A 12,523-nucleotide genomic window follows, 5' to 3' on the forward strand; every position below is an offset into this window, starting at 1 on the left:
CAAGGGCAGCCGTCGCATGCGCGGGCCCCAACCATATTCGACCAGTCACCGGCGGCCGCGGATGAATCAACCCGAATGATTCAACGCGGAAGTGTTTGCTTAGCGCCGAGCTGCAGCGGTAGCCCAATGGTTATGGTCGTGCCTGTACCGGGGCCCCCGCTGGCGGCGCCGATATGACCGCCGTGCGCGTCGACCAGCGCCTTGGCGATGGCCAGCCCTAGGCCCGAACCGCCGTGGTCTCGGTCACGAGCTGTGTCGGCGCGGTAGAGGCGTTCGAAGACATGCGGCAGATGCGCGTCAGCGATGCCGTCACCGTCGTCGGTAACGAGAATGACTAGGGTTGGCCCCTCGGCGTCCGTGACCACGTCCACCGTGCCGCCCTCGGAGGCATGGCGCAGCGCGTTGTCCAAAATATTGACCAGCACCTGGGTGAGGCGCTGGGGGTCCCCCCACACGTCGTGGCGAACGGCCGCTAGGCGTGTCGACAGCGACACGCCTTTGGCCTGATAGCGGTCGGTGACCGCCGCGACCGTGCGAGATATCACCTCAGCCACGTCGACATCGGTGAAGGACATCGTGGCAGCACTCTCCTCGGCCCTTGCCAAGGCGCCCAAGTCCGCGGCGAAACGCACAAGCCGGCGGGTCTGATCGCGCAGAATCCCGATAGTGTCGGGAGTCAGCGACCGAACGCCGTCCTCGACGGCTTCAAGGCAGGCCTCGAGCACGGCCGCCGGCGTGCGGATTTCATGAGCGAGATCGCCAAAGAGCTGTCGGCGAGTTGTGTCGATGGCTCCGAGCTGAGCGGCCATTCGATTGAATGCCCCTGACAGCGCGTCGAAGTCCGCGCCGAGGTTCTGCGGGGTTACGCGGACGTCGTACCGTCCTTCCGACACGGCGCTGGCGGCGCCGGCCACTTCGGTGACCGAGCGCTGCAGGCGGCGGCTCACGTACAGCGTCATGGCGAACGCGGTGACGGCCGATACGGCCACGGCGCCGCCCACGGAGAAGACTGTCGCGTACAGGTAAGCCTCTTCGGCGTGCAGTTGCTCGGCCGAGCCCCCCGGCACGCCGGCACGGTGCAGATGCTCGCGGAACAGTGGTGGTCCGACAATGGTGGCGACCACCCACGTGGTGACGGCCCCAGCGAGCAGGACCGTCGTCTGAGCGATGAGCAACCGCATGCCCAGGCCGGGGCGGCGGCGCCACCGAGCGGCGATCATTGCGGGCTGCCCATTCGATACCCCACGCCTCGCACAGTGACGATGAAGCGTGGGGCAGCGGCATCGTCGCCCAGTTTGCGGCGAACGTGTCCGACGTGGACGTCGACGAGGTGCTCGTTGCCCACCCAAAGGCCCTCGCGCACGGTCTCGAGCAACTGACGGCGGCTCAGCACCGTGCCCGGCCGCGCCGAGAGGGCTGCCAGCAGGTCGAATTCGGTACGAGTTAGGGCAACCGCCTCCTCGCCCATGAACACCTCGCGGGCCGCCAGGTCGATGCGCAGCGGTCCGAAGGTGAGCGGCGCCGGCCTGTCGGGGGTCGCGGTGGCCGCCGCCGGCGCCGCCCGTGGTCGCCGCAGCATCGCTCGGATCCGGGCGACCAACTCGCCCGAACTGAAGGGTTTGGTCACGTAGTCGTCGGCGCCGACGCTGAGTCCGACGATGGTGTCCAACTCATTACCGCGGGCGGTCAACATCACCACGTAGGCGTCGGAGAATGTGCGCAGCTGACGGCACACTTACAATCCGTCCATTCCGGGCAGGTCCAAGTCCAGCACCACTACGTCAGGGTCGTGGTCGCGGGCGATTGCTACAGCGGCGGCTCCATCGTGGGCGACCCGTGTGTCGAAGTGTTCTCGGACGAGGTAGCTGGCCACTATCTCTGCAAGGGCCATTTCATCGTCGACGACCAAGGCGCGCAAACCCGTCGAGCGCGCTGACGTGTATGTCATGCCGTTCATGGTGCCGGGGCGCGGCCACGCGCGCCGCGCGCGGCGGCGGTCTTGAGTAAATCTTTACACGACTAACACGTATTCGTTCAGTACGGCGTACACGGTAAATACCGTGAGCGTGGTGACGACGGCGGAGCATTTGACGCACGCGGTGATGGGTGTCGACTGGCACGGATGGCTACTCTTGCTCGGGGTGCTCGCCGGGTGCTGGATGCTGGTTGTCCTGATCATCGGGGCGCTGTTTGCGCGCGGCGCGGCGCTACCTCCGCAGCGCAATCCGGTAGGGACGGTGACCGACGACGCCGCGGCGAAGTTGTCGCAGTCGCGAACGAAGAGTCAGCACCGTGCCTGAAGGTCGCGGCGTGTCCCGGCGGGCTTTCCTCGCGACGACGGCGACCGCGGCAGCCGGGGTGACCCTGGTTGCGTGCAACACCGATGCCAGCAGAGTCGACGGTGCCGACGAGATCGGTGTGGTCGAGGCGCGGCGTCCGCACAGCGGGCGCACGGTCTCGGCGACGTTGACCGCCGACCGGACGCGGGTAGATCTCGGTGGCAGTATTGCTAGTTCGCTCACCTACAACGGCACGGTGCCCGGACCGGTTCTGCGGGCGTCGGTCGGCGATGAGATCGCGGTCATGGTGCGAAACCGGCTGCCGCACATGACATCAGTGCATTGGCACGGCATCGCGATGCGTAACGACATGGACGGCGCGGCGCCAGCGACACCGGACATCCCCGCTGGCGGCGACTTCACTTACCGATTCTCGGTTCCGCATTCGGGCACCTATTGGGCCCATCCGCATACCGGCCTGGATGCTGACACAGGGTTGTACTTTCCCGTCATTGTTGACGATCCACAGGACCCAGGAGACTATGACGTCGAATGGATAGTGGTGCTCGATGACTGGACCGATGGTGTCGGATCCAGTCCGGAGCAGATCTTCGACGGCTTACGCAACATGTCGACAGCAGGTCACGACATGGCGGGCGGAGACGATATGCCCGGTATGCCTGGCATGCGTACCGGGACCGTGGCCGGTGTCGGAGGGACGGGCAAGAGCGCGCTGTTGGGCGGTGACGCCGGTGACGTTTCCTACCCCTACTACCTCATCAACGGGCGAATACCGCCGGCGCCCAGTACGTTTCGGGCAAAACCTGGTCAGCGGATCAGGATGCGGATCATCAACGCGGCATCTGACACCGCGTTCCGTGTCGCGGTGGGAGGGCACCGTCTGACCGTAACTCACACCGACGGCTTCCCTGTGGTGCCTACGGAGGTGGATGCGGTGTTGATCGGGATGGGCGAGCGATACGACGTGTGGGTGACCGCCGGTGACGGGGTCTTTGCGCTGGTCGCCGTCGCCGAGGGGAAGAACGCCGCGGCGCGCGCCCTGCTCGTCACCGGGGCGGGGGAACCCCCCCCAGTTGACATGGCGCCGCCTGAATTGGAGGGCCGCGTCGGCACTGTGGCTGATCTGCACGCCACCCCTGCTGCTGCGCTGACACCTGCGGTCGCCGACGTCCGATTTCCGGTGGACCTTGCCGGATCGATGACGCCCTATGAGTGGACGATCAATGGAGCGCCGTACTCGCGATCCGCACCCCTCCAGGTGCGTTCGGGTCAGCGCGTGGAGATGGCATTCAATAACACCTCGACGATGTGGCACCCCATGCATTTGCATGGCCACACGTTCGAGGTGCTCACCGCCGACGGTGTACCCGGCGCGCGAAAGGACACCGTGATCGTGCTCCCCGGGCAGCGCCTTCGCGTGGCGTTTGTCGCCGACAATCCCGGTCGGTGGATGATGCACTGTCACAACACCTATCACCAGGACGCTGGCATGATGACTCGGGTCGACTACACCGGCTGACAGCGACAGCAAAGCGTCCTCTTCGCGAGGAGTAATTTACTATCCTGAGTAGTAGATATAGTGGACTTGGGCAACACCACAACGAAAGGCGAGAGGGCTCTATGTCATTGCATTCCGCGGGACTGCGGTGTTGACGTCGGGCGTCGCGCTACTGTCCATTGACGTCCGAAGGTGCCTGTTCGTCGCCGGCACGCTGCTCTGTGTGGAAAGCGACTCCGCATGCGAACCCGGGCCTCCGGCGCCGATAGCACCACCGTCGCCGGCCTTCAGCCTCGTGCCGGACCGCCACAATGCCCAAGTGAATCCCTTGGAGCCTGTCATCGAAATTCCGACGCAAGTGAATCGGTCGACGTGGAAAAACGCAGCGAGCAGGGCTGGCGTTACGAAGCGATCGCCAAACCCGATCGCATAGCGCACCAGCGGGAGAACGGAAATGATTATCACACCTGACCGGCGCTTAACATGGATGCGCGTGGGGGTGGGGCTGGCCGCGGCCCTGGGTATTGCCGTGGCCATCGGCGTCCCTAGCGCACTGCTGCCCAACTCCTTTTTCGTGCGGATGACCCCGGCGCCGTGGTGGAGCTACGCGGCGTGGGCGGTGACCGCCGTGCTCAGCGGCGCCCTGATCGCGACTTACGTACACGCCGCGTCGGCAACACCGCGGGCACCTTCGCGGGCGGGGTTCGCCGCCACCCTCGGTTCAATGCTGGCAGTGGGGTGCCCTGTCTGCAACAAGCTAGTGATTGCCGCCCTCGGGGTCAGCGGGGCCCTGCAAGTCTGGGCCCCGCTCCAGCCGGTCCTGGCCGTGGCCTCGCTGACTCTGCTCGGGTGGGCGCTGTGGCGCAGACTGTCGACGCTACGATCCTGCCCCGTCGGATCTTCGCCCGCCGCGGCAGCTGAGGATCGCCACCAACCCGCCCCCGGTCAGCTCTGATGGTGCCTGTGCGGTCGTTGACCGCCCTTGCCGCCGCCGGAATCACCACACTGACCGTCGCACAGTTCTGGCCCTCACACCCGCCGCCCTCGCCGAATAGGAGTGTGGCTGACGTCACGACGCGGGCGCGGCCAGTGCCGGACGGGCCCGGCGCGCCGCCATGCCCGACGGCCGCGACCTTCGCCCCGGTGCCCGCGCTGGCAGGGGTGAGGGCCCAGTGCCTGGGCTCGGCAGGTTCTGTCGACGTGGGCGAGGTCGTCGCGGGCCCGCCGACGCTGATCAACCTTTGGGCGTCGTGGTGCGCACCGTGCCGGGAGGAGATGCCCGTGCTCGACGCCTACGCTGCGGCGCCTCAGGCGGTGCGGGTAATCGGCGTGAACGTGAGCGACCGCCCCGACGCGGCCGAGTCGTTGGTGCGCGACCTCCGTATCCGCTACCCGTCGCTGACCGACGCCGACGACGTGCAACGCGCCCTGGGCGCGCCGCCGCTGCTGCCACTGAGCTATTTGATAGCCGCCAATGGCACGATTCGACGACTGCAGGACGTTCTCGTGTTCGGTGACCTTGAGCAGGTTCGCACGTCGGTGACTGCGGCGTTACAGGAAACGGGTGCCCGGTGACCGCCTCCGAAACGCCCGCCGACGCGGCAACGTTTGGGTCTGCGTCGTCCCCGGCTGGGACGGGCAGAGTCGAAATCCCCGGCCATCGGCCTTGTTCGGATCCGCGAGGAAGGGTGGCAGGTCGGTGCGACGTGTTGGGCGGGTTGTTGCCGCCGAGCCTGCCCTCCGCCGCGGTCATGACTGAGGCGCGTCACCCAGCATCCCAATGGCTGGCCGCACTGCGGACTCACCGCCACACTCAGCGGCATCGGATGCGCCGAAGCCGCATCCAGGCGGTCACCGATGCACCGCACGACACGATGGCCGGAAGCGACGACCCGATAATGGCCCTCCTGTATAACGCCCGCGAGGCCACCGAAGCGGTGCCGAGCGCACGGAGGCAAGGACTGAAACAACCGCGGGCCTTCCGATGACCGGCATCATGTGGTGGTCGGTCCTAGGGCTGGCGATGGCGACGCTGTCGCCATCGGCGCTGCGCTGGATGGCGCGACGTGGTGCCGATGCGGGTGTGCTGTTGTTGGCATGGGCCGTGTCGGTATGCCTGACGGTGTTTGCCGTCGCGCTACCTGGGCTCGCCGAGTTGATTCATCGATGCTGGCTGGCGTTGCACGCCGGGCCACCCGGCGGTCTCGACACTTCCGTCGGAGTGATCAGCGGCGGGCTCGTCGCATTTGCCGCGGTAAAAGGCGGGTGGCGACTGGCCACCATCGGCCGGTGTCGTCAAAGCTTGCACGCCCGACACGCCGAGCTGGCGTGGGTCTTGCATAGCAGGGCGCCGCGCGCCGACGGGGTGCTGTGGCTGCCCACCTCCGAATGGCACGCCTACAGCCTGGCCGGAGACCCGCCCTTGGTGGTGCTCAGTACCGGTGTGCGCGAATGTCTCGACGAAGCTGCGATACGTGCAGTGGTCGCCCACGAGCGAGCCCACCTGCAGCGGCGCCATCATCTGCTGATCGCAGTGGCCTACGCCGTGGCCGCGGGACTATGGTGGCTACCCCTCGCGCGGCAGTCGCCCTCGCTGGTCCGAACTCTGGTCGAACTGGACGCCGACGCCCACGCCGCGCGCGTCTACGGACATCGTCCGCTGCGGCGCGCGCTGCTGCTGCTGCGCGATGCGAGCTCGCCGGCGGCCGCGTTGGGTATCGCTGGGGACTGTGTACGACTGAGGCTAGCGCGCCTGTCGGGGCCGCCCTCGCCCTGCACCGCGCGATTCGCCGCGTCGGCTGCCCACAGCACGGCCGTGCTGTTGGCCGTCACATCGTTGCTGGCCATGGGGGTGCTGACCACTGCCCTTGCGTCGTGCACTGCGGGCTGATGACGCGGGGTCGCATGCACGTGTCGCGACTCGCAAAGCCGCCCATACGGCACCTCAATTTGAAGCTCGACTGATCGGTTGTCGCGCCGACCAACGCCGACCACAAGTAGCGGGGCGGGTTCACGTGGCGCTACTATCGCCCGCTTCGTGGATTCGGACGGCCGCATCGACATTCCGACCAGCGCCGGGTCACGGTTTCGTCACCGCCGTTGCGGCGAGGCTCTCTGTGGACGACGGAGCTTGCCTCGTTATGAGGTGCAGATGGGCACTGGTCAGAACGAGTAGGATTCCCGGGAACGACGGCGGAGGGTGTGCGGTGAGGGTTCGAGGGTTCGGCGAGCTGGAGGCCGCGGTAATGGATCGGGTGTGGGACCACGATCCGTACACCGTCACAGTCCGCGAGATTTTCGAGGAGATGGCCCAGGAGCGGCGCATCGCCTACACCACGGTGATGTCGACGATGGACAACCTGCACACCAAGGGCTGGCTGGAGCGCGAACGCGACGGCCGCGCGTACCGCTACTGGGCGGTGCTGACGCGCGAGGAACACACCGCCCGATTGATGCGCGAGGCGCTCGACGGCGGCGGCCGTTCGGAACTGGTACTCAATCACTTCATCGAACAGATCGGGCCCGAAGAATCCGAAGGGTTGCGGTTGGCCCTGCGCCGAGTGTCGAGACGCTCCACCAGAGCCAAGCGCTAGTGAGCCTGGCCACCTGCCTGCTCCTCTACAGTGCAGCCGTGATCTTATTGGGTCCGCCCGCCCTGCGGGTTGTGACCAAATCGGGACGTGCACCCCGCCTGGGGGTGGCGACGTGGCTGACCACCATCGCTGGGGTGCTCGCGACCTGGCTGATATCGCCGGTGCTGATCGTCGTCGACGAGGTCGCGCACTGGAGCCGGCAGCACTCCGTCATCGACTCCTGCTTAGAAGTACTGAGCCGGGTCGTCGCTGGGTGGTCGGGAAGCGCGCCACGCGGGCTGCTGCTAGTCGGCGCCGGGGCAGTCATCACCGTCGTCGTGGTGCTCGCCGCGCGGCTCACGCGCACCGTGGCGCGGCTGCGGACACAGGCGCGCGGCCACGCCCACGGCATCCGCCTGGTCGGCCGACCTATGGAACGGAGCACGTTCGTCGTCGACGCCGACGTGTGTGCTGCCTACTGCGTGGCCGGCAAACCGTCGACGATCGTGGTGACTAGTGCCGCGGTGTCGGCGCTGGACCACCAGGAAATACAGGCGGTGCTGGCCCACGAGTGGGCGCACGTACGTGGACACCATCTCGAGGTAACTATGCTGATGCGCGCGGTGGCCACAGTTCTGCCGAGCCTGGCGTTAATGCGCGACGGAGCTCAGGAGGTCGCCCGATTGCTTGAAATGTGCGCGGACGATGCGGCGGCCCGCCGATTCGGACGTCACGCGGTGTTGGGCGGACTGCTCACACTGGCGCGTGCGGCCCCCGCCGGCGCGCTCAGCGCCGCCGATGTCGGCGTGGTCAGCCGCGCCGAGCGGTTGACCACGCCGCCCGCTGGCGCCAGCGGAGTCGATGCTGCACTCGCCGTAACCGCGGCGCTCGTCGCACTGGCACCGCTGGCGGCTTTGACGCTGGCCGCGTCGGGGATGTTGCTCTGCAGCTGAGTTCCGCGTATGCGGTCGAGTAACGCCGGCCGCTGCACCGGAACTGAGAGGACCACGCCCTGCGACGATGTCGGTGCGCTGAGCTTCGCCACTGCCGTTGCTCGGGCCGATCCATAGAGCTGAGTTTCGCTTTGCCCTGCAGCGGGCTGGACGTCGCCGACGGCACCTCGGGCCGCCAAGCAGCCGGGCCACACAAGCGTCGCCCCCGGCGCTGACGAGGCAATGCGGGTTGTCGCCCTCCGAACGGCGACAGCGGCGCCGATTATGCGTCCACGCCGCAATCTCGCGCCCGATCGCGCGCCGAGATACGGCTGTAGCGTCGCTCTGCGCGAGCCCTGCCGCCACGGTTCCCACTTCAGTCCGAGACGCCGTGGGGGAGTTGTTGACGGCGAAACGACGGTGGAGCGACCCCTTGAGACCTCCGAAAGCGGCCGCCGACTGGGTGGGTGACCGGCGTCGGTTGTTCGCGGCTGTCAGCCTGTGGGGCTCGTTACGTCACGACACCATGTAGGTTACCTCGATCGTTCGCACCAGCGAGAGTGAAGGTGCAGAACGGGCAACGTGCTAGAGGCAGTCAACCGTCTGATCCCACAACACCGCTGATCGAGGCGTGCGCACTCACACCTCAGAGTGCCACTTTCGGAACCCTGGTTTACCCGCTGGCGTTGGTGGCACCGGACCGGACGACAGATGGACCAGTACCGGGCAGGGTCGGCCTCAAGTACACACGCACTGGCGGCGAGCTGAACGATGTGACGAGATGCCGCGGGCTGTTCAAATTAGTCCCGTCTGTGCCGAGCAGGCTGCGGTGAGAGGCGACGTAGTTCTTCGAGCGAATTATTCTCTGTAAGGGGCCCCCGACGGGCCCGGGTCTCGTCGGAAGGCCGTAACGGCTCGGCGTGCGCGGTGCTCGGCCAGTGCGGTGTGAAATCGGTGAGTGAGCCCAGGATCTGCTGGGCCAATGCGTCGTAGATGGGCGTTGACGACATCGAACTCCTTGGTCGGGTAGTCACGGTCGGTGCGCGGCGAGGCCGAGGACTTTGCACCGCTGCCGGGAAACGCGGCGACGACGTCGGCGACTCACGAGTTTCTGTCACTTTATCCGTGCTGTTGGTTAACGACCAGGAACTCCACTGACCAGAGGTTCCTGGCCGCGCCGCCGCCACATGAGCTCTCGTGTCCAGAACTACCTGCCCGTCGACCTGCGTGAAGTATCGATCTGTACGGCTTGGTCGACGATGATGAGAACCCTCGACTTGTCAGAAACGGCGTCGTCAAATACCCGCTGCGAGCGACTTTCTGACACGTTGGCCGCTGCGTGACCGACCGCGCCGGCCGGGCCAGCCTTGGGGTGGCGTCGAGGTGTCCTTGGCGCCGCGGCGGCGAGAGGTGGTGATTGATGTGTCAAGCACCCACCACGTTATCGCGCACGGCGTCAGGAAGGAAACTCGCAACGCTCGTTGACGCTTGGTGGAACCAGTGCATCCCCTCATCGTCGCTGGCGGCCGGTGTTTACGCACACTTACTAGGCTACTGAGTAATTTGCGAGATCGTGGACCGAACACGTGAATGCGGTGACGGTTCACACAACGGGACCTACTGTGCGAATCTCGACAGGTGCCATTGCTTCTCTTGACGGGCAACTCGCGGACGGCTGGATTAGCAAGACCGCTTCGGCGAGGGCCGACAGCGCCGACTAAATCCTCAGGATCTCCGTCGATTCGCTGGTGTCGTGCAACGTGCAGCGGGATCTGCTGCACGATGGACCCCAAGGCGTTGAACGCTGCGGTGAAAGCGCCTGTGATCCGGCGAGATGGCCTTACTGACGCCGGTGGTGCTGCCGATCACGACGCCGCGGCGATCATGATGGCGCGTAATCTGCCGCCAAACGCCAGTGGCAGGAGTCATCAGTTCGGCCGAGCGCTAGATCCGCGGGGCGCTACTAGACGGCGCTAACAGCATCTTGGCCCCCTCGGGCGGGGTCACGGGTGGGAGTCGAAGCCCACCGAACAGCAGGGGCGCACTACGTCAGTTCCCGCCCAATAGTGCGAACGGCCTGTACTTTCTCCCGTAGGCGAGCACGCCCCGGCGGGTGTTCCCAAATCTTTCGAGGCCCCTGTCATAGCGACCGGTACGCCGCCCAGCGAAGCGGCCACCCGGCTGATCCTCCCAACGGGCGGACAAACGGCGAACGCTACAGCGAAGACCGCACACCTCGGCAGGCCTTGAATGGTGCTCACCCAGACAACGGGTCCCTAACACGAGCCACGGCAAATAGAGCCCAAGCCGAATGCCCGACGTGTGTCCCGCGGCGCTTTACGTCGTTTGGCGGGGCAGGTCGGCAGCGACGCTAGCGGGCCAGACCGACGATGATTCCCCGTCAGTCCAGCTGAGCGAAGCCCGTTGATATCGACTGCCGCGCGGCCACCGCGGTTTATCGGGCAGCAGTCACCGATGCGCCTGCAGTGCGGCGATTAGCCGCCCGCACATTGCGCGGGATCACCTCGCGCCCGAAGAGAGGGTCGCACAGAGCCGCCGCAGATCCCACAATCCAAATACGTTGGCGGGCAATACCTCACATCCGACGGGCCGGGGCGGTACAGATGTTCCGGTATGAGCGACGCCGAGCGATCCGCACACCGGCCAGGCGCCCAGGCCCTGGGTGCGCAGCACCCGTTCGGCGACACGGATCTGCTCGGAGCGAGGGGCGCGCGCTGGATTGCCACGACCGCCGTGCTCGGCCCACGTCGCAGGACTGAACTGGAGGCCGCCGAAGTACCCGTTGCCCGTACTTATCTTCCAATCACCGCCAGACTCGCACTGCGCGACCGCGTCCCAGTCGATCGCGCTCGCACGCGCCGTCGAGGCCCCCCACGTCAGCGCCGACGTAGCGAGTGTCGCCGCCACGCCGATCATCTGCATTCTTCGCCGAGCTCGCATCGGGACACCTCTTTCTTTCGCGTGCGGACTGCGGCCGAATGGCGCCACGCCTTGTTGGCCTTGTGGCTATCGTGCACATCTGGGCCCGGTGTGACCACCGTGCAGGGAGTGAGAAAACCGTGGCAACCCTCTTACTGAACTTCTACGTAATACGCCCCAGTCCGACCATCGCGCCTACGCACGTATGCGAACCTCGCCGCAGCCGGATGTGAAATTGCTGGGACGGGTGGACAGGCGCCCGGTAACCACTTACGTTCGTGCTCAATAAATTCGCCCGAGCCGCTGTGTATGGAAAGGACACGACAAATGCCGTTGCGGCGTCCCCCGACTTCACTGTGGTGGCAGCTAAGCGTGATGGTTGCCGTGGTCGTGGTGGTGGGTGGTCTACTGTTGTGGGCCGGGCGGCGAGCCGTCGGACCCGACGAGGTGGACTGCAGTCGGCTTAAGTGCGTTAGCCTGACCTTCGACGATGGCCCCAGTCCCTTCACCGATCGTTTGCTGCGCGTTCTTGCAGACGGAGATGCCAAGGCGACGTTCTTTCTGATCGGCAATAAAGTGCAGGCCGACCCCGGGGCCGCCCGGCGCATCGCCAACGCAGGGATGGAGATTGGCACCCATACTTGGGAACACCCCAACATGACCACCATTCCCGTGGCCGATATTTCCGATCAGCTCGCCAAGGGCAAGGAAGCGATCACAGCGGCGACCGGCAGAATTCCCACACTGTTCCGACCTGCGGGGGGCCTTTCCAACGATGCTGTGCGCACCGAGGCCGGACGACAGGGACTAGCCCAAATCCTCTGGGACGTCATCCCCTTCGATTGGATCAACGACGACAATACGGCCGCAACCACCTACATGCTCAAGACTCAGATAAAGCCGGGTTCGGTGATCCTGCTGCACGATACGTATTCGAGCACGGTGGATCTCGTGTACCAATTCCTCCCCGTGCTGATCGCTAATGGCTACCACATGGTCACCGTCGGCCACCTTCTCGGATCACGCGATCCGGGGACCAGCTACGGAGGCAGGGAGAACGGTCCCCGGGTCGACGCAATCAAGGACATCGATCCTTCGCGTATCCCGACCCTGCCCGCCACGCCCTCGCCGAAACCGGCTCCGAACATCCCAATCACGGACATCCCCAACCAGGGAGCGGGCGGCCCGCCAGCGTGATCGAGGGCGCGTACCGAGTGTTCGTCGGCTATGTCGGCGAGCGAGTCATTCGACGCACGTCAGCGAAGCGTCGCCCGCCTTGCG

The 12,523-nt window shown here is 66.0% G+C and carries 10 protein-coding genes and 1 pseudogene; 8 read left to right on the forward strand and 3 right to left on the reverse strand.

The window, feature by feature from the left end; translation table 11 throughout:
• Nucleotides 1-80: 80 nt before the first annotated feature.
• Together MCHLDSM_RS17590 and MCHLDSM_RS17595 are read right to left on the reverse strand one after the other, a co-directional pair.
• Entirely contained in the window at nt 81-1,220 is a 1,140-nt protein-coding gene (locus MCHLDSM_RS17590) for a sensor histidine kinase (RefSeq protein ID WP_048471269.1), read from the reverse strand.
• A pseudogene (locus tag MCHLDSM_RS17595) lies at nt 1,217-1,957 on the reverse strand (response regulator). The gene MCHLDSM_RS17590 and the pseudogene MCHLDSM_RS17595 overlap by 4 nt, the downstream one beginning before the upstream one ends.
• 112 nt (nt 1,958-2,069) lie before the next feature.
• Between MCHLDSM_RS17595 and MCHLDSM_RS17605 the strand changes: the two are divergent.
• The 7 genes from MCHLDSM_RS17605 (at nt 2,070) to MCHLDSM_RS17635 (ending at nt 8,323) form a co-directional block, all read left to right on the forward strand.
• Entirely contained in the window at nt 2,070-2,300 is a 231-nt protein-coding gene (locus MCHLDSM_RS17605) for a hypothetical protein (RefSeq protein WP_131722652.1), read from the forward strand.
• A complete protein-coding gene (locus MCHLDSM_RS17610; RefSeq protein ID WP_053083022.1) occupies nt 2,293-3,819 on the forward strand; it encodes a multicopper oxidase family protein in 1,527 nt (508 codons plus the stop codon). Before MCHLDSM_RS17605 ends, MCHLDSM_RS17610 begins: the two co-directional genes overlap by 8 nt.
• Before the next feature lie 466 nt (nt 3,820-4,285).
• On the forward strand, nt 4,286-4,753 hold the full coding sequence (locus MCHLDSM_RS17615; protein WP_053083023.1) for a hypothetical protein: 468 nt from the start codon (nt 4,286-4,288) through the stop codon (nt 4,751-4,753).
• Entirely contained in the window at nt 4,753-5,373 is a 621-nt protein-coding gene (locus tag MCHLDSM_RS40215) for a TlpA family protein disulfide reductase (protein WP_048471274.1), read from the forward strand. The genes MCHLDSM_RS17615 and MCHLDSM_RS40215 overlap by 1 nt, the downstream gene beginning before the upstream one ends.
• Before the next feature lie 409 nt (nt 5,374-5,782).
• The gene (locus MCHLDSM_RS17625; protein ID WP_234714092.1) at nt 5,783-6,688 is read left to right on the forward strand and encodes a M56 family metallopeptidase; all 906 of its coding nucleotides are present in this window, start codon (nt 5,783-5,785) and stop codon (nt 6,686-6,688) included.
• 316 nt (nt 6,689-7,004) lie between these two features.
• Entirely contained in the window at nt 7,005-7,391 is a 387-nt protein-coding gene (locus tag MCHLDSM_RS17630; RefSeq protein ID WP_048471275.1) for a BlaI/MecI/CopY family transcriptional regulator, read from the forward strand.
• 38 nt (nt 7,392-7,429) lie between these two features.
• Nucleotides 7,430-8,323: a M56 family metallopeptidase gene (locus MCHLDSM_RS17635; RefSeq protein ID WP_322788670.1), complete on the forward strand. Its 894-nt coding sequence runs from the start codon at nt 7,430-7,432 to the stop codon at nt 8,321-8,323.
• Nucleotides 8,324-10,822: 2,499 nt separating this feature from the next.
• Here the strand turns inward: MCHLDSM_RS17635 and MCHLDSM_RS36225 are convergent.
• Nucleotides 10,823-11,263, reverse strand: a complete 441-nt coding sequence (locus MCHLDSM_RS36225; RefSeq protein WP_082168949.1) for a transglycosylase family protein — start codon at nt 11,261-11,263, stop codon at nt 10,823-10,825.
• A gap of 306 nt (nt 11,264-11,569) precedes the next feature.
• Here MCHLDSM_RS36225 and MCHLDSM_RS17640 point away from each other — a divergent pair, with 306 nt between their 5' ends.
• Entirely contained in the window at nt 11,570-12,439 is an 870-nt protein-coding gene (locus MCHLDSM_RS17640; protein ID WP_048471277.1) for a polysaccharide deacetylase family protein, read from the forward strand.
• Nucleotides 12,440-12,523: the final 84 nt, after the last annotated feature.

Source organism: Mycolicibacterium chlorophenolicum (assembly GCF_001044235.1).
Taxonomy (GTDB): Bacteria; Actinomycetota; Actinomycetes; order Mycobacteriales; family Mycobacteriaceae; genus Mycobacterium; species Mycobacterium chlorophenolicum.

Excerpts from the sequence above, each read along its gene's own strand:
- MCHLDSM_RS17615 (WP_053083023.1), top strand. The coding sequence starts at position 4,286 with ATGCGCGTGGGGGTGGGGCTGGCCGCGGCCCTGGGTATTGCCGTGGCC.
- MCHLDSM_RS36225 (WP_082168949.1), bottom strand. The coding sequence starts at position 11,263 with ATGCGAGCTCGGCGAAGAATGCAGATGATCGGCGTGGCGGCGACACTC.
- MCHLDSM_RS17640 (WP_048471277.1), top strand. The coding sequence starts at position 11,570 with ATGCCGTTGCGGCGTCCCCCGACTTCACTGTGGTGGCAGCTAAGCGTG.
- MCHLDSM_RS17590 (WP_048471269.1), bottom strand. The coding sequence starts at position 1,220 with ATGATCGCCGCTCGGTGGCGCCGCCGCCCCGGCCTGGGCATGCGGTTG.
- MCHLDSM_RS40215 (WP_048471274.1), top strand. The coding sequence starts at position 4,753 with ATGGTGCCTGTGCGGTCGTTGACCGCCCTTGCCGCCGCCGGAATCACC.
- MCHLDSM_RS17625 (WP_234714092.1), top strand. The coding sequence starts at position 5,783 with ATGACCGGCATCATGTGGTGGTCGGTCCTAGGGCTGGCGATGGCGACG.